A 21136-nucleotide genomic window follows, 5' to 3' on the forward strand; every position below is an offset into this window, starting at 1 on the left:
CCCCGGGTGTGGGCACTCGACGTTGACGGCCGGCAACTCTGAACTGGCTCTCAAAGAGACTATCGCATTCCTCTCTGAGCGTCTTGGAACAGCCGCCAAGGAGTAGGTGGATGTCGCAGCGGCTGCGATCATCGATTCGGCTTTTCCCGTCGTCTTCCATGAATTTCATGGTGACGTGAAGGATTTCTATCGTGCAAAACCTTTGCAAGTCGCAAGCTCGACGAGGCCTCAAATGACGTCAAACAGTCTCCAAGGCGAGCACAATGAAGCGAACAAGCCGGACCTCGTCTATTCTCTCCATGGGATCAGAACTAACGCATTCTGGCAAAGTCAGCTTGCGGAAAAGATTAAGACGGATACGGGCTTCGAAGTTGGAGCTCGAAATTATATGCGATTCAGCTCGGTCATGTTCGTACTCAAGAACATTTTCGCAGCGAAGCCGCTCCGTCTCGTGGAAGGAGATCTCCTCGATCTCCAAGAGCGCCACCGTGTGAGCGTCATCGCGCACAGCTTTGGCACGTGGCTGCTCTTTAAGGCGCTGTGCGAGAACAGCAAGCTACGGGTGCACAACATCATATTGTGCGGTTCAATCTTCCCACGAGCGTCCTCAGCATGGCGGCAGCTCAAGTACGGTACCGGGCAGATTTCGGGTAAGATTGTAAATTTCTGTGGCGCCCGTGATCCTTTTCCGGCGCTGGCAGAGTTACTATCACGCGACTTTGGCGCTTCGGGCGTCGTCGGCGCGGGCGACCCCAGCATAGAAGACTCATTTCATGACTTCGGTCACAGCGGCTTCCTAACGACAGAGTTCTGCGCAGAATACTGGATCAACATTCTTGCGTCGAAGCCCTACACACTACAGTCGGCTCCGGTTCGTCGCCGATGGTACATCCCAGTCATACTCTGGAGTGCCGCTCACCGCGGAGCACTGTTGGTCACGCTTAGTGCAATCGCGATTCTGGGATACTGGCTAAATCGATCTGAATATGCGTGCTGGTGGCGCGCCTGCTATGTCGATGTTGTGCGGATTCATAACTTTGGGAGTTCGACGCGACAACCTGGCTCTCCACGCCGCTACGTTGATCAAGTAACATTCGAATACACGTACAACTTCAATCGATCTGAACTGGTTTTCCGTGCCCCACGTGATCGCAATCCTGTCGTGACCAGCTTGATCGGCGACAACTTGGAACGGATCAATCCGCAGGAAAGCGTGGAGAAGCTCTTCACCGGTGATGACACCCCTTCCAGGGAGTATCAAAAATTCAAGCTACCCGTCCGTGATCGTCGCGCGAACTTCTCGGTCGAGTTTGCGAACGACTCCAGCGAAGCGCCGGATGGCATTGAGGTCTTTGCGGACAGAACCATACATAATCTCAAGCTACAAATTTTCCTTCCGGATCAGGTATCCCTCAGTGCTCCAAAAGGCTCTTTCAGGAAAGGCGTTCTAATCAAACGTCAGCCACGAGAAGACATGGAAAACTGTCAGTTCGACGCGGATGGTCGGTCCGTCAGCTGCACCGAATTGAACATCCCGAGTTCGTCGGGCTTCTACTATTGCTTCGACGTGAAGGGCTGGGCCGGTCCGCAGGACATACAAGAAGTCAAACTGAGCGCATGCAGGCCAAGCGCCTCGCCAAAAAAATGAGCCGGCGCGACGATGGCACGCGCCGGCTTGAAATCGTGCATGCGCCCTGGGGCATCTATGCTAGCCGCAGGGATCGACCTGTTTCATGGTGGCCTCCTCTCGACTGTCCAGAGATATAGGTGCCCTCTTCTGAATGTTCAATGAACAGTAAAAATCGTAGTGAAACGAATGACTTGCGCTACGCGCATCACATCTAAATACCTACCTGAAGCTGAACGTCAGAAGTCCGGCTGCGGGCGGCAATGGTTACACCTCCTGAATCAATATCCGCATCTATCATAAGTCAGGCAATCAACCAGCGGCTGACGCCATAGCCTACGCGGCAAGTAGGCCTTTCGCTCCGACTTCCCATGCGGAATGAGCGCGCTCAGAGCAAGGCTCACAATTGAGAAGGCCGCGCTTGTGACTGGCCACAAGGATTGGCGCACGCTGCGGCGTCACACCAAATTGAAGTCGGAAGAGCTCTACAAAGGAGCTTTAGAAGAATTCATGTAAATGCTCCCAACGAAAGAGAGCACGGCCAACACCCGGTCGCAATGCACTGGACGTCCGACAGCACGTCTAGAGATCAGAGCTCCCAGTGCTCTTGTGGTGCGCTCGGAGGGCGGCCGCATTTGCTGCAATATCAATGGGTTGCCAAGATCTATCAAACCATAAGCTGCATTTCACGCCTTTAGGTGCTTTTCGAGGTCGCTTCGTGCGTCCCTAGTGATGGAGAACGATGACTGCAGAAAGAGAGCGGCAATGACGACCGCGACGACCAAGTCAGGCCATGGCGTTTGGGTCCACGCGACCAGGACCGCGGCAACTATGACCGCGACGTTGCCGATGGCATCGTTGCGGCTGAAGAGCCAGACCGCGCGCACATTGGCGTCGCCCTGCCGGCGTGGAAGAAGCACCACGGCCGCCATCACGTTCACCACCAGTCCGACGGGCGCGAGAATGCCCATCAACTCAGCTTCGGGCTGATGCTGCACCAGCACGCGATAGGCTATCCCGCCGAGAACTCCCGCTCCCAGAACGCCAAGGAAGATTCCTTGCAGCAGGGCGGCGTTGGCCCGGGCCGCCAGTCCCCAGCCCACCGCCATCAGCCCCAAGGAAGGAGATCACTCCGTCTTGACCTTGGCGAAGGGTGGCACACTGACGCCCGATGCTCTGATCACGGCGCTCCAGAACGCAACAGCCTTGGCCACCACCCTTCAGCCGACCGCCAAGACAGCAACATCTTCCACAGCAAGTTCGGGCAAGAAGATAGGGACCTGACTATCGAATATCAGCCCGAATCAGCGGCCTCGTCGGAATATAGATGGCATGGTCCTGCCTCTCCTCCGGTGTTAGGGCAAGGTCAGTCGAGAGAAAGGCAGCATCAAGCTCGGGCGACTAGTTCTTCCTCGCATAACCTTCGTCGCCGAAACGCTTGCGCCCAAAGTCGCGATCCAGGCAGCTTCCTTACCTCGACGCCGAGACGCAGACTCGGGGAGTGCAGCTCATAGAGCCCCGCCCCCTTTAGCGGTCGCGCCGGTATTGGCACATGCTGCTTCACGGGTACCGCCTGGCGTTACCGAAATAGCGCTCCCTCATTCCATCCACGGAACGTGTGCTATCCTCGCCGACAGCGATGCAGCGTGTTTTCTCCTGCCAGCGGATAGTATTCTTCAGTCCACCGGGCCCAGCCTCTGGGAATGGGTCGATCCGCACTCTGGTTGTGCACATAGATCAGATCATGTCAAACCGGGGAGAAACTCCCGATCGAGCTGCGCGACCAGATGATGCCGGAGATGTCCCGATAGATATGGCTGTGAAACGCCATCCGCCCGATAGGGTCATCGGGCTTTGCGGTTCTCATGATGGAGTCGCTGAACGTGTATTCCCTTGCGATCACCTTTAGCGTCTTGCGGTCGACCGTGAATTGCTCATCGCCAAATGGATAGACCGCCGAAACGGCGTACGGCAGGCCCATGTTACCTGCCAAAAGGGAGAACTGACCCCAGAGATCGCAACGATACAGGAGTCCTTTTCGCCAATAATGCCCTCCTCTCGGTAGCGACGAAACTTCACTGCCTTGGTGTAGAGCGCGCTTGTTATGCGCAGCTCCACCTGCCGCCGTGGCGCAGCACGCAGAATTCGCTCGCTTGTCCCCGCGGGTAGCGACTCGGGGACCTTGTCCGGATTTTTCTTGTCGCCCTTGCTTGGCGAGATGGCTTCGATCCAGATGACGCGGTTGCTCTTGCGGATGCCGAAATCGGGTCCTTTGTCGCCGTCCTTGCACTGCGCGATGTCCTTGCGCGGCATCAACTTCCTTCGGAGGCGCACCAGATGGGTGCCCAGATACATTTCCCAGAACCGCGTGTCGGGCTGTCGTGCGAATTCATTGCGGAAAGCCTCGTCGGCCGCAGGCTCGTGGTACGTCCAAAGTTTCTGAAGCTCTGCCTTCATCCAGGCTTCGGCTGCGCTTTCGGCGGCCTTGATGTTCTTCCAGCCCCGGTCAGCGTCTGCCACTTCAATGTCAAATAGGCCCATGGATAATCCTAATTTGCATCGGAAAGAAAACTCGATCTTTGGTTGATTTTGCGCGCCGTATCAAGAGGGCTTGGCTGACGCGCGAAGCCACGAAGCGTCCGCTCACCTCGCGACCAGAGCGGGCTTTCACCATCCTCGGCTCGGCGACACCCGCGAGTGCGGGTGGAGTGAAGTCTGGCCCGCATTAGCGGACGCGCCCTGCTACCAGTGAGTTCTTGCCTGGATTGTGGCCGCGACGAATCGAATCCGTGGAGCCGCTCATTTGTCCTAGCGCACCCAAAAACAAATCTGCGCAAAAATTTCGGGCGATCAGAACGGGCCCTAGCTCGCCGAATCGCGGGACGAGGTTCTTAAGAGAACCTTGGGGCAAGCGGGTGCTTCCGACAGCCCTCGCTGCGCTCGGCTGTGGGCGCATATGGCAACGAACGGACGAAGAAGCTCTTTGCGCGCGCACTGCCTTCCGAATAGGTTACGCCGAACGTCACGCCATAATCTCTCCCCCTATTGGTTTTTCGTCTCACCGGAAGCGGATGAAGAGCCGTCGCTCTCACTTGGAAACGCATTCACGATAACGATTGACGCATATGGCTCGTCCCATCGCGCTGTGTTTCGACAAATCATCACGCACCTCTCGCGACCGCTCACCTCGAGCGCGGTGGATGCCAATTCTTCCGCAATTTCTTTCCGACGCGAAGCAAGTTGCGGTGGATAGGCATAAAACACGACTGCCGTATCGCGGCTTTCCGGTGGGCTGATGACGAGCGAACATTCGTGCTCCGGATCACGCCAGTTGCGTTCAACCTTGGCCTTGAGCTTTGTCAGGAGCCTATCGACCTGCTTCTGCTCACTCGGACTCGCGGAACGCAATAGGTCCGTCGTGACCGTCAACCAACGCGGAAACGCACGACTCTCAATCGCTTGGATCAAATCCGAAAAATAAGGGCTGAGTTTCGGCGCAGGCTTGCGAAGTGTCACGCCTGCGTCACGGCTGTTATAATACTTATCGACGGGTGCTGACATTCCGGTCAGAGCGACTAAGGCCACCTCTTTTTCGAGGCTTCCGACGTTAAAGCCTGTCTCAAGATAGCACCCGAGAAGATCCATCTCGTCCGCAAAAATGCGAAGCGCCCTCTGAAATCGTCCTCGTTCCGCAAAGTAATGGAGAAAGAACGAGGGTTTTCCCAGGATATCAATTGCGGTCTGAATGTCGGCAACATTAAGCGTCGGCGCCAGCATGAGTGGGCGTGGTATCCATCCGGCCTCCTTCAACTCGCCTTCCGCGGATGCGAGTACAGAGAGATCATCAAGCGTTACCGAGATTCGGACGACCCGCTCCGTACTGTCGAAATTCAGGCCGAATGGTGCGAGGCTCGCCACGGCCTCGCTTTTCCCGGCTTTTGCCTCCCAGATCATTTTCTCGAGGCGTTCCGACTGTTCCGAAGGAGCGACGACTAGATCATTGACATGACGGCGGACACGATCTGGCGCGCCCCTCAATCCTGGACCGGTCAGAGACGCAGATTTGTCTTCAACAATGACAATAGTTTTGTCGATCGCCACGACGTGGTCCGTTTCGTACTCGACCCCATCGACACGCCATTTGATACCATGACACAACTCAGCGCGCGGCAGAGCTTGGGCGAGCAAGGCCTTCACTTTTTCTTCAAGATAGGTCGCACGTCGGCGCTCAAGATCCTCGCTCAATCCTATCTCGCCTGCGAGCGACCGCATTACGTCGTGAATGTGGCTGAACAGGCTCTGCGGCGCTGGGCAGAAATACGCGCCGCCAATTTCGATGACGGGAGACCGCCATACTGGATTGGCCATGAACATGTGTTCCGGGGCCTGCTGACTCAAGTCACCGGGATGCAGGGACACGGCACTCAACACGCTACGTGTTATGTCAAGCGAGAGTCCTGTCCGTTGTGCCACCTCCGAAGCAGTAAAATTCATAACTTGCACGAGCGCTATATCAGCATGCGTCAACAGTCTGTACGCAACCTGTTCGCGCGTCACACCTTCGGGAATGGCCTTCAGGAATTTCTCGGCATCCCCCTTCATCTCCGGATGATGCTTAAAGAAGGCCCGAACCAGACGAGCGGTGGTCTTCTCACGAAAAGCAAACCTTAACCGATTGAGGCGTTCGGTGCTGCGGCTTTCGAGCAAGGCAACGAGATGGCGACCGGTCGCGATGAGATCGGATGCGGCGAATCCCAGTGCCTTCCGAAATGGTTCATCGAGGGGCGTGTAGAGCTCGGAAGAGATCTGCACGACTTCGGAAAAATAACCCCAATTCCGTACCATCTGCGTGTGCATGCGTAGCCGCTCCTGTAAGGACAGAACGGTACGGGCCTGCAAGTCGGATGTACTTTCGACGGCCTTGAAGCGGCGGGCGTGAAATGCCTCGGCCAGATCGACGATGGTATCGATCGTCTTCTGGATATCGGCCGGCGACGCTGGCTGCTCGCCCCATTCCGACAGGGGAAGCGTCAACATCAACGCTTGAAGCAATTCAAGATGATGCTGCTCCAGCTTGGAAACGAATCGCTTCTCGACGCCTGCATCCGAGACGGACGCGGTCAGACCGTAGCCAGCCATTACGGCGAGTATGTGCGGCGGATACCTCTCACAAAAGACTTGCAGGATGGTCTTGATAAGTTCTGGAAATTCTTCGGTCTTCCGATCTGCCAGTTTCAGCAAGGCCGTCCTAACGTCGGCTGGTTCTAGCATCGATAACGGATGCCGAAATAGTTTGAAGCCGCCTTCCGGTTTCTGACCCGGCTTCCGCTGCTTGTCTTTTTGACGTGATTTTTGCCTTTTCATCAGCGACCGGGATGGGAATCGACCATCTTCATGTCTGCCCCTCCGAGACTTCCGTCTTCGAAGAGCCATCCGGAGGGTATGCACCCACGGGGAAGTTCCGCATACCATAGTCCGTTCCTCTTCCAGGCATCGACGTGCTTCCGGTCGAGGCCGCCGCGCTTTTCCAACCAGTTCATACGGTCAACCGCACGTAAGGCATGCAGATTTCCGACAAGTCCGCCGACCCGAGGAGCATACTGCTTGAGACGCTGTCTGCTCGACACCTGTTTGACGATGAATTCCTGGAGCTTCTTGAGTCGTTTTTCTCGGCGTCCCGCTTCTTTTTCTCGACTTTACCCTCGTCGAGTTTGATCATGCTGGCGAGGCCTTCGACGGCCACACAAAGTCCGATGGCCCAAGCATCAAGCGAATTTGCGCTCGCCTCCTGCGCATTGTGCACGTAGCCCGAACAGGGGTTCCATTTCTCGAACTTCGTCTGGCGCACAATGTGGGCCAGATACGTCTCAAACAGACGCCATCCCTTGAGGAAGGCGATCGAGCCTCGGGAGATGGGCGGGCCTAGCCGTATCGCACCGGTCTTACGCGTCGCGGAATTCAAAATAACTGCACGAGGCTGGACAATGGCGCGCGGCGAAACCGATTGTGCCAACAGAAATCGCAAAGCTTCCTCGACCCGCATCACAAGATGCTTCGGAAGCGGCTCACTAGACTTCGCGCGCACAACAAATCCATCTTCATCATTCTCACAATGGAATTCGCAGCCGACTGCCTCAAAGTTGGCTTCACGGGCAATCATGGGAAGATCCGCCCTTTCGAAGAAATGGAGGGTGACGGCTTTTGGATCTGGCAAAAGCTCCCCGCATGTGACCAACGACAGTTTGCCGGAAACGATTGGATTGGAGTGCTCGAAATTCCAGCTAGGTTCGGGCAGAACCCGGTCAGCGGTCCATTGCGATCCGTCGCTTGCGATGCCTATCAGTGTATAAAACGCTTCTTCTGGGTAGAGTTCACCCGATCTAGTCTGATTCAGACGCCTGAAGTCGGCCATCGCATTCGTGTTCTGCGTTTGGCTCGCATATAGCCTGAACGTGAGGACATCATCCTGCGTCTGGCGAATGTAGCCCGTTCCTTTGTAAACGATAGCGCTCTTACCTGACTTGTTCTGCGTGAGCGTCATCTCAAGAAAATCGACGTTTAGCTTGGGTCGCTTGAGATCAGCGATAACTGGGTCCGGGCTTGTGATCATGGCCTTGGCGTGGAAGAGTTGCGGGTATAATTCTGTTTAAGGCTTTTGATGTAACGACCGCTTGCGTATGGTCGATCCTCGGCGAGCGCAGCAGCCGAACCATCCTCCGTCAATGGGATCGACAAGCTCCACTATGGACAATTTCGCCGAGCGTTTCGGGGATCGGGCTGCTCCATCGACCACTCGCTTGCCCACTCCGCGTGAGCTCGCCCGCAGCATCGTAGTTCGTGAAAGACACTTGTCGCAATTGGCTCGTCAGGCAGTTCAGCTCAAATTGCAACAGAACAAAATCCGAAGCGCCGGGTTTGCCAAGGCCCTGCAATTGCTTAATCCAAACTTTGACGGACTGACGCTTGGCGTCATCGAAGGTCTTCAGGTCAACGTAAATGCGCTGCTTGGTAGCCGAACCAATTTCCCGCCAGCGGTCCAAGGCCTCCGCGTAGGCCGGGAAGCCGTTCATTGCGCGCCTGAACTCTTTCGACGCCTGGCGCCAGTTACCAGCACCAAGATAGGCATCTGCACGCTTCATATATACGTCCGGGATTACCGTCGAAGGCATAGGCTTGCCCTGGAAGAAACCTTTCGAGAAATCCTCGTACTTGAAGGCCGGATAGAAAGTCTGCTGGAGCTTTCGCGCGAGAATGTCGTCAGAAACTGCGCCGTACTCTGGATAGATGGCGCGGAACTGGCTGATGTTCATCAAGATGAGGCTATTACCAGGCTCATACGAAATTGCTCTCGTGTAGTCGCCAATGGCTCGATCCCATTGTCGGGTCTTAAGGTAGGCGTCGGCGCGACTTTCATAGCCGTGTGCCAAGTCGCTCCGCCCCTCCGATTGACTTTCCGGTGCGCTCTTGAGTTCGATGTATGAAGTGAAATCTGAAATTGCGTCATAGATATCGCCTAGAGCCATTTTGGCGAGCCCGCGGTCGTGGATCGAGGTAGCCTCACGACTGTCGACCGACAGGATACGATCATAATCCGAAATGGCTTGTCGATTTTTCTTCAGATGGAGGTATGCGAGCGAGCGTCCCTTGAGCGCGGGCACGAGACTCGGATCGATCACGAGGGCCTTGGAATATTCCTGAACCACCTCGGCGTCCAACTTATCGCGGGCAGCATCGGTCCACGCCAACTTCGCCAGCCGCTTTCCAAAGATCAGAAAGTTACTCAGCAGATCAGCTTTGAACAGTTGCGGTAGTGGCGATTTGGCGTTGAGCTGGATTGCTTTGTCGAGACTCTCGATCGCCGGTCCGATTGAGTCGTCATCTATCGGGGCAAATTTTGCGTAGTAGAGTCCGTGAAACATATGCGATCTATAATCGGACGGGAACCGTTGCGTCAGCGTCTCCATATCGCTTGCCGTCCACGTGCAAACTGACGCGGATCGTTCTGGCTTCGCACTACCCGTGTTGACAAAATCGCTGGCATGTCGGGGATCGGTACGAACGGCCTCCTCGAGGAGGTTCATTGCGCCCGCCTGGTCGCCACTCGCGAATACGAGCTTCGCCCGGATGGACGACAACGCGACCGTATCCTTGCTGCGTGAACTGGCGGCGAACTTGATCGCGCTTGCAAGGTCGGTTAGCGCCGCCTGCCTGTCGTTGCGGTCGCAAAGAAAACTAAGGCGGGCCACGTAGCCATCACCAAAGTCAGGGTATTTGGCAAGAATCCGGTTTAGGGCCGGCAGCACATTCGGATCGTTGATCTTCGAAAAATTCTCCGTCGCGGCTGCGAACTCTCGTTCAGGGGGTGAAAGTTCCTTAGCCCCCACGGCAACGGGCGGAGCCCGCATTTCCTCCGGCTCTTGGACTCCAGATATGAGAACGGGAGAAGAGCCCGGCTGCTCGGCAAAACTCGGCGAGCCGATCACAAGCAAAGCGAAGACGGCGGCGCGGAATGTCCTACGTAAAGATCCAAAATTCACAGCCCCTCCCCGGACGAATACGGTGCGCCCTCGGTCTAACAACTCAACTTAGTATTGCCTCTCGGCCACAGCTACACGCGGCATCCCGACACGAGCCGTCGCAATCGCTCGCCCGAGCAGAGGTGACAAATCTTCGTTGATCGATTGCAAAATTCGGAAGGCATCGAGGACGTCCGGCAACAATGCAGCCGGAGCAACGAAGGCAAGGTTTTCGAGCCTCCGTGCAAGCGTCTCGAGAGCATCCTTCCGATCGGTAAACGCAGCCGCGCACTCCACGAGCGCAGAAATTGTCGGCAACAGGCGATCGACATCCCGACTCCTGACCAGCCGCTCGATCGCCAAAACGGCTACCGCCTCGGCCAATTCGGTATCCCGATTTCGCGCGGCAATGAAGGCTGCCAGATCGAGAGCGGCCTGGGCGTGGTCAGGCAGAATGGTTGCCAGCTCCGAGCGAAGTGCCTGGACAGCCTTGAGCACCGACTCACGCATCTGGACAGGAAACCCGAACGTGTAGGTGAGTTGCATAAACTGGAGGAATTTGCCGACGCCAGGTTGCTCCCCAAACTCGGAGAACAACTCACCGAGAGGCGTATCGGCGGGAGGCGGATCGGACGAAGGCATTCGCCAGCCTTGCGTCAGCGCCGGAAAGTTTGGCGCCATGGCCGGAACGTCCGACATGATCGAATCTTTTGCTTCCTCAAGCTTTCTGCGCCAGCTCTCGGGTCCGTTGTCACCGAGTCTTTGCAACGATGCGAGAAGTCGGCCATAGATGTCGGCCGCGACAAAGTTTGGGCTGATCCAATCGGGACGCCATCGCGGTTCAACATCGGCATCATTCAAGACTGAAAGATAAAAAGTCTTACCAGAAATGCGCGTCGCCCAGCTCAGGAGCGAGGCTTCCTCGTTGCTGTTCCCGCCAAGAACGCGCGTGACGAGTGCGGCATGGGACGCCGCCGCTAAGCGCCGCCAAAATGCCGGTTGCCTCTGGAGCACCTGATGTTCCGCAAGATAGGCGCTCGCGATGACAAAGGCTGCCGCGAAGGTCGTTAGCTCGCCGTGGAGCCTCTGTCGATCGCCAACCAGCCGATCCAGAATTTCGTCTCCGACATTGACAAACCGGACATCGGATGCCGCTCGGTCGGCGCAGATATCGAATGCACCCGCCATCGCAAAGGGGTCCTTAAACTGGAGCAGGTGCCTCAACGCCGCAAGGAGTTCATCCGCACCGAACTGACGCATGACCTCCAGTGGTACAAGCTCCGGCCCACCAAAGGTGAGAGAGATCACATCGATGGCGTCCATTGGGTGCGCAAGACGCGAAGCGCGTTCATCAGCGAGCTCGTTCTGGATGAAGTCGACGAGCAGCTCCGATGTGAGCCGCCGTGCCGTCAGATTTTCCCAATGCTCGATTTCTGACGGAAGCAGATCGATCTTCCCTAACTTTCCCTTGTCGGCCGCCTCGCGCAGCGACGTCGCAAAGCTTTCAGGCGCTCCGGCCAGAATTGTGCGTGCCTCAAAAAAATCCGCCTGAGAATAATCAACCTTGCTGATGATGGCCTGGAGTTGAGCGCGGGCTTGCGCCGTCAGCGTGCAACACTTCAGAATCGCAGACATAGCTCGTTGCCGTCTCTCAGGTTTCGTTGAGAGCAGGGCTGCGTGAGGGAACGCGATCCTGTGGGTCCCATAGGTGAGATACGCGGCCCGATCATCCATAATGATTTCGACATCGCGCTTGACACCATCGATGTCTCGCATCTCGGATTGAGGTTCGCCGGCGGCCGCCTTCTGAAAGGCCGAGAACAGCGTGTCCCGATCGAGCACGATGCCTTCGGGCAGCTTGATCGGATTTGAGACGCTGATGCCAGTCCGTGCCACGACGGTGCCATCGGCGAGCACATCGCTTTGCATCTCGGGCCCAACCCGCCGAAGGGCAAAAACAACTTTGTAGCGCGCCAGTTCTTCAGAACTCAGGTTTGGTCTATTCTTCGCCGTCGTCATCGTCCTCATCTCCTCCCCACGGCATGAGCATGAAGTCACGGACGTAGGCGACAAGCTGCTGATAGAGTTCGGGTGACAGGAGTCGGAGCTCTGACATCAAGACATCGTCGAGCCATCGTTGATAGGGCACGATCTTCTTGTCGTCGAGAATTTCGACTGGCAATGCGAAACCACCGATCAATGCGCGATACACGGCACCGATCCAACCAGGTGGCGGCTGTCCTTTCCAGAATGGAAGCCAATCCTCCGGCACAATCCGCATTTCGAATATTGCGGACGCGATCAGCCGCGCACGTTGTTCGTCAGGTTCTTCGATCCAAATGCGCGAAATCGCGCCCCGGATAGCCTGCACATAACTCATGAACCAGCGCATTTCGGCAGGAAATTGAGGGATCTCCGACAGACGCGCGAGATCAAAGCTATCCCGAACGGCACGGAATTCGGGTGACTCGTTCTGGCGATTCCGCTTGGCCGCAGCGGCGAGCTCGGTCGCAGTGACGGGAACCAACATGGCACCCGCCTCGCGGAGACGATAGCGAGCCGTGCGATATCGATCGTCGGTGAGAGCGCCGCGTTTACGAAGCTCCTCGATGATATCGAGCGTGGATGCCATATGCGCCCGGTGGCCGGACGCATCTACGCCAAAACTCTCCTTGTTCAGCGCCCGGTCGTCGACGACGACGACTTCGGCACCTTTGAAGTTGTAAAACAGATTTACCGTTGACTGCGCACCGTCGAACTCAGTGTCACTCGCATCGGCACGTCGTAGGCCGAACGTGATACGATCGGCCGCATTCGCGCGTCGCACCGTCGATCGAATATCGTCGATGATCTGAAAGATCGTGGCGACGTTCTGATCGTCATCGATGAGAATATTGGCTTCGTCTTCAGTCGATACATGAATATAAACGCTGGCGAACGTGCGCAGGACAGGCTGGAGGAGTCCCGTGTGCTGTAGATAAACCAACGCCAATCCATCCAGGAAAATCGGCTGATCTGGCTTAGGCGCAGCACAGGACACCCAGCCTTTGTCTTGCAGGTCGAAGTAGTGTTTGGCCGACGTCTCTTTCTCTTCATCGACGGCATTCAAGTCGACCATCGCCTTCAGGAGACCGTGCATGTCGCACAAATGATCGCTATGCGCGCTCATATCGACGACACCTGGGTCCGATACGTTGGCTCGATTGACCGGCGCAGGCCGGATAACAACCCCCGTGGCCGCATTCGCTTCCCGGATAAGTGCGCTCAGTTCGACACCGACCTCTTCGCCAAGCGCGTCGCGGGCAAGACTCGGGGTGCGCAGTACCTTCAGTCGACCCTTGGCTATCGCGTCACGGACCTCGATTGCCTTTTGGAGCCGTGTTCGCTGACCTCGGCGGATGCGTCGTCGCCCCTCAAACAGCTCAGCCAGGACACCTGCGGGCAATACGATGCTTGGGAATGCTTCAAAAACAGCAGGCAGAAGTCCGAGCCAACCGAGAACAAGGAGCGTCGTTATGTCCAACGCAAGCGAGCTTGGCGTTCCAACAGGCGTCGGAAGACGCCGGCCGGCGAACAATGGAACGGTCACGCGACGACGGCCATCCGTGAGCGCCGCATTTCGAATAAGGTTACGCAATACCAGATCAACAACCGTGGTGCGCAAGCCAGGGCCGGCCGCCGCAAGCGGAAGGTCACCGCGGACGACGTTGTCCTGAATGTAACGCGTATGCTGATTCCATTCCGACTGCTGCGCGAGGAGTTCCTGGATTTCGAACCTTTGTATAGGTCCCTCAGGACCCGAAAGCGCGAGGGACTTCTGGAACCACTCGTGCGACTCGGGGCGGCCTGCCTCGAGACCTTGCTCGACGAACAGGAAGTAAGCTCCCAGCAAGACATGCGGATCATCACCGCCCTTGGCGATTGCTGCGGCGACAAGGTCCATGAGGGGTCCTTGACCAGATGCCTGCGAAAGGTGCGCCGCGCGGATCAGCGTCAGTCCGTCAAGACTCTTGGCCTGTTCGAGTGATGCTGTAAGCGGAGCTGCCAGCATTTCCCACTCACCAGTCTCGATCGCGATGGCGATCTCCAATTGCAGGTCGCGATGGACAGGATGGTCTCTCTCGATCCGGTCAGCAATCTCCTTTGCCTCGCGAAGACGACCCAATCGAAATAGCTGCCAGCCGTAATAGTGCAGGAAGCTAACGTCGCGATCCTTCGCAGGATGACTCTCGACAAGACGAACGAAGTTGTCGCCATCGCCAGCCCGTATCAGCGCTTCAGCAGCCAGCCCGATGGCACGTGGGTCTTTGGTCTCGCTGAACAACAGCTCGGCATATTTGGCGATACCTATATGATCCTTCTTCCGGACAAGTTCATTTACTAGAGCAAGAAGCGTTTCAGGGGTTTTCTCACTTTCATAGAGGCGCAAATGTTCAGCGACCGGGTCGGCACCTTCGGCCTTTGCAATCTCAGCACGAAGGCCCGCTATCTGGCCCACATCGAACAGATCAAGGTTTTCTTCGAGAATGATTCTGGCGGAAGTCGCATCGCCACTCTTGGCCAGTGCTTGAACCTCCAGCGACAGAATACCGCTTCTGCCAAACGTAGCCTCGGCCTGCTGCCGCTTGGCGGCAATCAGAGCTGCAAGGTGGGAAGGATTGTCTTTATGCAAGCTAATGACGAAAGCTGCGCGCAGCTCGTCATCCGTAAGGCCCCCAAGAGCATCACGACGCTGCAAGTAGGCTTCAAGTGCGGCGGGTGAATAATCCTTGAGATAAGCAAGCGCGTACTGGATACGCGAGACAGCCAACGCGTTGTCGTCCATGTCGCGACGCAATTGACCAAGCGCCTTTTCCTTGCGTGACGGATGCAGCAATTCTCCCCAGATGATGTAAGATTCAATGTTTCGTGGCGCCTCTCGCAACCCCAACGAAGTCGCGGATGGCAAAGCTCTCCGCAAATCGTCAAGGACTGTGTCGAGCACCGCAGATACTTCGTGGTCGCCAACAATCGGCCTTGCGTTGCGCACATCCATCGGCAGACCAGCGAGAGCAGCCGACCGTTCCTGAACAGGGAGCAACTTCACAAAGCGGATCGCGCCGCGTAGAAAATATAGATAGGGAAGCGCGGCAAGTTGTTCGGCTGTCGTTTGTGAGAGCACCCGCTCCACGCCATCCCAATCTTCGCGCTTCAGGTAAATGAAGCTAAGGCTGAAAATTCCGAGCGCCGTGAGATGTGCCGGCGAGAGATTGTTCTCCGCAAACCAGGTCAGGGCGTCGTCTTCATCTCGCTCGTTCGCAATTATGCTGAACAGAACGGAGCGTGATTCCGCGTCGGTTCTGTCGCGCAAGATCTGGATGACTTCATTGATCCGCCCCTCGGCGACCGCCACGCGTGCGCGCGCCAACTCATCGGACTCCGATCCAGATAGCTTTTGTCCCTCACTCAGAAAGCGGCGAGCCTCGTCGAGATTGCCACGGATCGAAGCCGACCGAGCTGCTCGGAAGAGGATCGTTCGCCGCAAATTCGGCGACACGCCTTTAGTATCAAGAACCTCTGTGGCGAGTTGCGCGAGTTCATCGCGTTTGCGCAACTCGGGAAAAACGGAACGCTGAAGAGCGCGCTCGTAACGTGCACCGAAATCGCGGTCCAGCGCTTCGGTGAGCCGGTCATCGAGAAGGCTGGACTGCCCGGTTGGGATTTCCGCAGAGCCTGGACCAGCAGCCAAGTTTGCGCTTTGCAACCCCTCGACAGCGCGGGCAATGATCTCGGGCATTTCACGCCGCATCTGACGAAGCGTGTAGATGCCGAAATGTTTCTCGAGCAGCTCAGGGTAATCATAGAAGCGCCGGACCAGCTCCTTCCATCCGAAGACGGTTACACGGAACAGTCCTTGTTGCGCATGTTTGGTGGAAACGGTGTTGACATGGTCTGTTACATAGACGTCGTTCTCGGCCGTCGTCGCGATGATGTAGCTCTTGAGAGGCGGATCGAATTTTTTGGCCTTCTCGATCTCGGCGTCGATGTCAGCAATCGTGAGTTTGGTGGGCGGCCAATCGCGCTTCCCTTTGCACTGCACGCCGGAGTCGGCACCGTTCTCTTTTCCGTAGATGTCGACACCGTTTTGTCTCTGTCCCGTGCTGCCGTAGCGCACGAGTTGGGTGTCATTCCAGATGCGCGAAAAAAGGTCGGCACAAATCTCCTCGAATTTGTCCCAGCTTTGAGGTGGACGGAGTTGCTCGTTGTTAGCGTCAGACATGTCCCTGGATTCCGACCCGCATAGTCGTTCATGACCAATGCTAAACGTCGAGGCGGGTCAGTGAGACCTCTGTAGATCAACAGTCATGCGCCACAACAGAATCAGCCAAAGCTATATACGATAGAACGTTTCAAGAACGATTGCAACTGAGGGCTGCACTTGCCGCCGTATTAAGCAACTCGGCGGCCAACGCTTCACATGGGGTGGGGCCGACTTGCAATCCGCCCGCTCCGTACGTGCGACTTATATCGCGGCGCTTCAGGCTGCCGATAGGCACATCTTTTCACGCAGTTCACTGAAATGAGTCCATCAAGAACCTCGGTGACGCGCTCTGCGGAAAAATAGCTCGACGTTATTCTGATCCTGCCATCAGCCTTCGTTCTGTAATCGCCGGCCAGCCTCGATCGTCAACTTAGCGCCTTAGCCTCGAAGCTCCACGTCAGTCATGCTGCATCCATGCTGCATGGAGCCACCGACAATGTTTGGACCCTTCGAAAACAACGCACCAAACTGCGTGTAATGAATCGTAAAAAATGCAACAACGACGGGCACTTTTGTAAAAATTGGTACGCGATAGTAGGGCAAAGCCTCGGCCTAAGTTTCTAAAATCATTGACAATTTTGAGATTGTTCGAAACAGCACGTGCGATAGCTCTCCAGGAAGACCAGAGCGATAAGTATATGCTTGGCCCTCTCCCACGGAGCCCCGTCCTTTATCGTCCCTTCTTGTCCTTTTCCTCAAAGAAGGTCCGCATTTTAACTCCGAGAGCCTTCGAGAGGTGCCACACTGTGACTACGGTAGGATTCCGCTCGCCCTTTTCCAGCCCACTGATGTAAGCCCTGTCGACGCCCATCCTTTCAGCCAATTTGGCCTGAGAAATCCCGGCGGCGAGCCTCAGCCTCCGAACATTCTCGCCCACCATGATCCGCACGTCTTCCGACATGCGGATACACCGCCACATTGTTGTACTTTATTGCGACGTACTATAATGCAACAACATTCGTGCACTTCGCCACGCTGGTACTTGAGAAGTCCCCCAATGTCCGATGTCGTGCCATTCGCCGAGAGAATTCGGCGCGGTGAGGATGGACTTAGTTCGTCGGGATATCGTGTGGGCTACCGTTGTGCGATTACACAAGCGGTTCTCATACAGCTTGAGATTCCCGCTCAAATCGTAGAACGAACGGTTCTAGACCAGCTATCCGTGGTGCCGAGAATGACACCGGACGGAATGGTGAGCGCAGATTTTTCCGAGCAAACTGATCGAGATATTGGTGACTTGCTGGAAGTTGCTGTAACGCCAATCAGTGAATTGGTTGCCCGATCGATGGCATCCGGCAATCTGCGCCTCGAGGAGACGAGAACCTCCGATCTGGAAGCTCTCCGGAACCAACTGGAGCAATCGCTGGGCACTGTGCGGGACGCGCTCGCCATGGTCGCGAGTTCGTACTGACCTTGGTATCGGCTTCGCCTTCGGGCTAACCGCCCGCCTTATGCGACTGATGAGACCCCTTCGGCGCATCGTCTTTGCGTCGTGCCTTTCTATAGTCAGTATCGGCATCGAGAAATGCTTCCAGCATAAACGGTATCAACTCCGCAACCTCTTCCCGGCTGCCGTAAGTCTCTGCGTAGAAATCAGCATAATCTCGCAATCTCTTTGCGAGACCGGGCGCCAACAGGACGTTCATCTTCACCGGCGTCCGGTCAGGTAACTTCGCGAGCTTCATTGATCATAGGCCTTTTTCCGTCGTTTGAATGTCCTGATACGGCTTCAGGACCAAGTCCTTCGAAACGATCACCCGCAGCGGCCAGCCCGGCCGCACCGTAATCGTCGGCTGCACGTCGAGCTCGCGCTCGACCAGGCGCTGGCCGGCACGATTAGTCGTTTGCTGCGTGCTTTCCCGCAGCGCCTTCACGAGATCGCTCTCGTCATTGCCGATCGATAGCTGAGTACCCACCCCGATCAGGGTCGCTAAAGCGACGCCTTTAAGTAACTGCCAGGTATGGAAGTCCACCTGGTCCTCGAGCCCGGTATAGCCTGCAACGTCTGTAGCCGGAAGGTTCTCGATCACGATCGAATTGCCGTTCGGCAGGATGAGCCGACTCCATATGACGAGTGCCCGCTTCTGGCCGAAAGCGACAACGCTGTCGTACTTGCCCACGATCCTTGTCCCTTGCGGGATCAAGAGATGTTCGCCGGTTACCGTGTCGTAGACGTTCTCGGTGACCTGGCCGATCGTGGTCCCGGGCAAGTCCGAATTCAGTCCAGTGACGAGGCTTGCCGGGATGATTGAGCCTGCCATCACGGCATAGGTGGATGGTGCCGGCTTGAGCGCATGAGGATTGGTCGTCCCGGTGTCGGCTTTCGCGCCCACGAAGGCGAGCTTTCGCGCTTGCGACGAGGGAATGATCTCGCTGGAGCGGTCGATCATCGCCTGCGCCGTCTTTGCGAGTTCCACAGCAGACGACCCTGTATCGGGCGTCGAAGGCCGGAATGCGGACGGAGCAGCAGCCGTTGCCTCGGCAGTGCTTGTCTGCTTGCGCTTCTCCTGTTTCTCCGACAAGCGGAAGAACAAGCCCGACTCCTTTGCCTGCTGAGCGATCCGCGTCTGCCGTATCCGTTCAGCCCTTTCGGCGTCTTCCTCCGGGTTTGTCCGGAAGCCGGTATCCGATGCCACGCCGGCCTTCTTCTCGTTTTCGGCAAAGGCCCGGCCAATGTCCCCAGGCGATGGCGATCGAAGCCGCGGCGTCGATGGCGGCAGGTCCTCATAAGACTTCGGCAGCTTGCTGAGCCCCTCGGCGGTCTGCTTGCGGTCGGTATTGTAAAGCTCAGTCCGCTCCGACTGCTTGAAGGAGTGCGGTCGGAGTGCAATGAGCATCGCCCCACCAATTAACAGCGCGGCGACGGCGCAGCCGATCATGAGAGCGCGCCTGTTGAGGCGCCGAACGGGTCGTGGACGGGCTCGCAGTTCAAGCGGCTCCGGATCCTGATCCAATCCTGTCGTCATGAGGCACTCCCGGTGCTGAAGGCCTGGGACACCGGTCGCGCGTCGATACGGATGATCCGGACGACGCGCTGGGGGCCTTCGCCAAGGCGAAGCTCCGCGGCACCGAACATTCGGTCAACGATGTAGTAGGTGCCGCGGACACGGTAATTGACGAGGTTCGGCCGGCCGTCCGCGCCGGCAACGAACAAGGGCGGCGCCTCTCCTTGTGACAGGCCGGTAGGCATCTGAATATAGACCTTGCGACCGTCGTCGAAGGCGCGCAGTGGCCGCCACGGCGGATCGTCGCCCTCGATGCGATAGCGGAAATTCAGGCTGTCGAGCCGCACGCCGCGATCGGCGATCCGCTCCTCGCTTTCCTGGGCGGCGGCGTTCTGCTTGTGAAGAGCGACGAGCGTATCGGTCGGATAGGTCCAGGAGATGGACGCCATGTAGGTCTGCTTGGTCGAGACCAGCTCGAGGTGATAGGCCCGCCGATCAGTCAGGACGACGAGATTGGTCTGAATATCCGGAAGCGTCGGCTTGACCAGGATGTGCACCCGCCGAGAGCTGCCCTGCCCGCTCGATGTATCGCCGACCACCCAGCGAACCGTATCGCCTGTGGAGACGTCGATCAGTTCCTCACCTGGTTGAAGCGCGATCGTCGAGACCTTCTCCGGGCTTGCATAGAGCCGGTAGAGCGCACCTTCCGTCCAGGGATAGACCTGGATGGCATTGATATAGCCTGCGCGCGTCGGCTCCATCCGCGCCGCCTTGTTGGCCTTGGCGATCGCCTGCTCCGGCGGCAGCTTTTCCTCCTTGGTGGCCTTTGTTGGGAAGGGCTTTAGCTGGCCTGGCAAAGGCAGGACCTTAGGTGTTTCGACGATCTGCACTGGCGCTGGCGGATCGGCGTCTGGAAGCGCCTTCTCAAAGGTCATCTCATCATAGGGCGCTTCGAGATTGAGCTTGGTGGCGCATCCGGCAAGCCCAAGCGATAAGGCAAGGATGCTGGCCGACGCGAGCTTGGTGAGGACTTTGGAATTCATTTGGCGTCTCCAATGAGGTCGCGCGACCAGTTGAGGGAATGGACGTAGAGGCCGAGGGGGTTCTTCCGCAGCGTTTCGGCGTCTGCGGGCGGCTTGAGAACGGTGGTGACAAGACCCGTGAAACGCTCGGTCTTTGCGATCGCGCCGTTCTCGTAGGTGTTCTCCTTCCAGCGGATCTCGAAGCTGTCGCCAGACGCACGCACCACCGAGGTGACTTCGGTCGTCACCGTCTTGGACCCAATTTTTGTGAAGGGGTCGGCCTCCCGCGCGTAGTCGTTCAGCGCTTGAGCGCCGCGGTCGGTGACGAAATCGTAAGCGCGCAGCCAGTTCGCCCGGACAATGATCGGATCAATCGACAACGAACGAACATTCTCGATGAACCGCGCGAGAAAATGCGCGATCTGCGCATCTGACGGCTGATAGGCTTCGAGTGCCGGCCCGACTGCTCGGACTTCGCCGAGCCGATCGACCTCGACTACGTAGGGAACGACGCCCGAGCGGGCGATCTGGGTAAAGATCGTCAATCCAAGAACACCGGACAAGCCGATGGCCGTCAGCGCTGCCATACGCCAGTTGCTCGCCTGAACACGGGCAGAGCCTAGCCGCTCGTCCCAGACCTGGGCTGCCTTCTGGTAGGGCGTGACCGGCTCAGGCGTCTCGCCATAGCGAACGGACACGCGCTGAAAGGGATGACTTGCCATATC

14 protein-coding genes are annotated in these 21136 nt (G+C 57.1%); 2 read left to right on the forward strand and 12 right to left on the reverse strand.

Annotated features, from left to right (window positions below; translation table 11 throughout):
- Nucleotides 1–106 precede the first annotated feature (106 nt).
- A complete protein-coding gene (locus tag HCN58_RS15785; RefSeq protein ID WP_171580260.1) occupies nt 107–1648 on the forward strand; it encodes a hypothetical protein in 1542 nt (513 codons plus the stop codon).
- A gap of 665 nt (nt 1649–2313) precedes the next feature.
- On the opposite strand, the gene HCN58_RS15790 is transcribed toward HCN58_RS15785, so the two are convergent.
- The 8 genes from HCN58_RS15790 to HCN58_RS15825 form a co-directional block, all read right to left on the reverse strand.
- Nucleotides 2314–2736, reverse strand: a complete 423-nt coding sequence (locus tag HCN58_RS15790; RefSeq protein WP_171580402.1) for a cation efflux transmembrane domain-containing protein — start codon at nt 2734–2736, stop codon at nt 2314–2316.
- A gap of 796 nt (nt 2737–3532) precedes the next feature.
- A complete protein-coding gene (locus HCN58_RS15795) occupies nt 3533–4168 on the reverse strand; it encodes a hypothetical protein (RefSeq protein WP_171580261.1) in 636 nt (211 codons plus the stop codon).
- Between the two features lie 501 nt (nt 4169–4669).
- Nucleotides 4670–6991 carry a hypothetical protein gene (locus tag HCN58_RS15800; RefSeq protein WP_171580262.1) on the reverse strand — a complete coding sequence of 774 codons (2322 nt, stop codon included), beginning with the start codon at nt 6989–6991 and terminating at the stop codon, nt 4670–4672.
- A gap of 172 nt (nt 6992–7163) precedes the next feature.
- A complete protein-coding gene (locus HCN58_RS15805; protein ID WP_171580263.1) occupies nt 7164–8237 on the reverse strand; it encodes a hypothetical protein in 1074 nt (357 codons plus the stop codon).
- A gap of 109 nt (nt 8238–8346) precedes the next feature.
- Nucleotides 8347–10164: a tetratricopeptide repeat protein gene (locus HCN58_RS15810; RefSeq protein WP_171580264.1), complete on the reverse strand. Its 1818-nt coding sequence runs from the start codon at nt 10162–10164 to the stop codon at nt 8347–8349.
- 48 nt (nt 10165–10212) lie between these two features.
- Nucleotides 10213–12162, reverse strand: coding sequence for a hypothetical protein (locus HCN58_RS15815; RefSeq protein ID WP_171580265.1), 1950 nt, complete (start codon nt 12160–12162; stop codon nt 10213–10215).
- Nucleotides 12143–16402: an HTH domain-containing protein gene (locus HCN58_RS15820; RefSeq protein WP_171580266.1), complete on the reverse strand. Its 4260-nt coding sequence runs from the start codon at nt 16400–16402 to the stop codon at nt 12143–12145. The genes HCN58_RS15815 and HCN58_RS15820 overlap by 20 nt, the downstream gene beginning before the upstream one ends.
- A 712-nt stretch (nt 16403–17114) precedes the next feature.
- A complete protein-coding gene (locus HCN58_RS15825; protein WP_171580267.1) occupies nt 17115–17345 on the reverse strand; it encodes a helix-turn-helix domain-containing protein in 231 nt (76 codons plus the stop codon).
- Nucleotides 17346–17441: 96 nt separating this feature from the next.
- Here HCN58_RS15825 and HCN58_RS15830 point away from each other — a divergent pair, with 96 nt between their 5' ends.
- Nucleotides 17442–17855 (forward strand): hypothetical protein, encoded by a 414-nt coding sequence (locus tag HCN58_RS15830; RefSeq protein ID WP_171580268.1) that lies wholly within the window; start codon nt 17442–17444, stop codon nt 17853–17855.
- 25 nt (nt 17856–17880) lie between these two features.
- Here HCN58_RS15830 and HCN58_RS15835 read toward each other — a convergent pair whose 3' ends face one another.
- The 4 genes from HCN58_RS15835 to trbF all read right to left on the reverse strand — a co-directional run bounded on the left by HCN58_RS15835 (nt 17881) and on the right by trbF (nt 21133).
- Nucleotides 17881–18129 (reverse strand): DUF2274 domain-containing protein, encoded by a 249-nt coding sequence (locus HCN58_RS15835; protein WP_171580269.1) that lies wholly within the window; start codon nt 18127–18129, stop codon nt 17881–17883.
- A gap of 3 nt (nt 18130–18132) precedes the next feature.
- On the reverse strand, nt 18133–19281 hold the full coding sequence (locus tag HCN58_RS15840; RefSeq protein ID WP_235983629.1) for a TraB/TrbI/VirB10 family type IV secretion system protein: 1149 nt from the start codon (nt 19279–19281) through the stop codon (nt 18133–18135).
- A gap of 125 nt (nt 19282–19406) precedes the next feature.
- The gene (trbG, locus tag HCN58_RS15845; protein WP_171580271.1) at nt 19407–20432 is read right to left on the reverse strand and encodes a P-type conjugative transfer protein TrbG; all 1026 of its coding nucleotides are present in this window, start codon (nt 20430–20432) and stop codon (nt 19407–19409) included.
- Entirely contained in the window at nt 20429–21133 is a 705-nt protein-coding gene (trbF, locus tag HCN58_RS15850) for a conjugal transfer protein TrbF (protein WP_171580272.1), read from the reverse strand. The genes trbG and trbF overlap by 4 nt, the downstream gene beginning before the upstream one ends.
- Between the last annotated feature and the right edge of the window lie 3 nt (nt 21134–21136).

Origin of the sequence: Bradyrhizobium australiense (assembly GCF_013114825.1) — a bacterium.
Lineage (GTDB): Bacteria > Pseudomonadota > Alphaproteobacteria > Rhizobiales > Xanthobacteraceae > Bradyrhizobium > Bradyrhizobium australiense.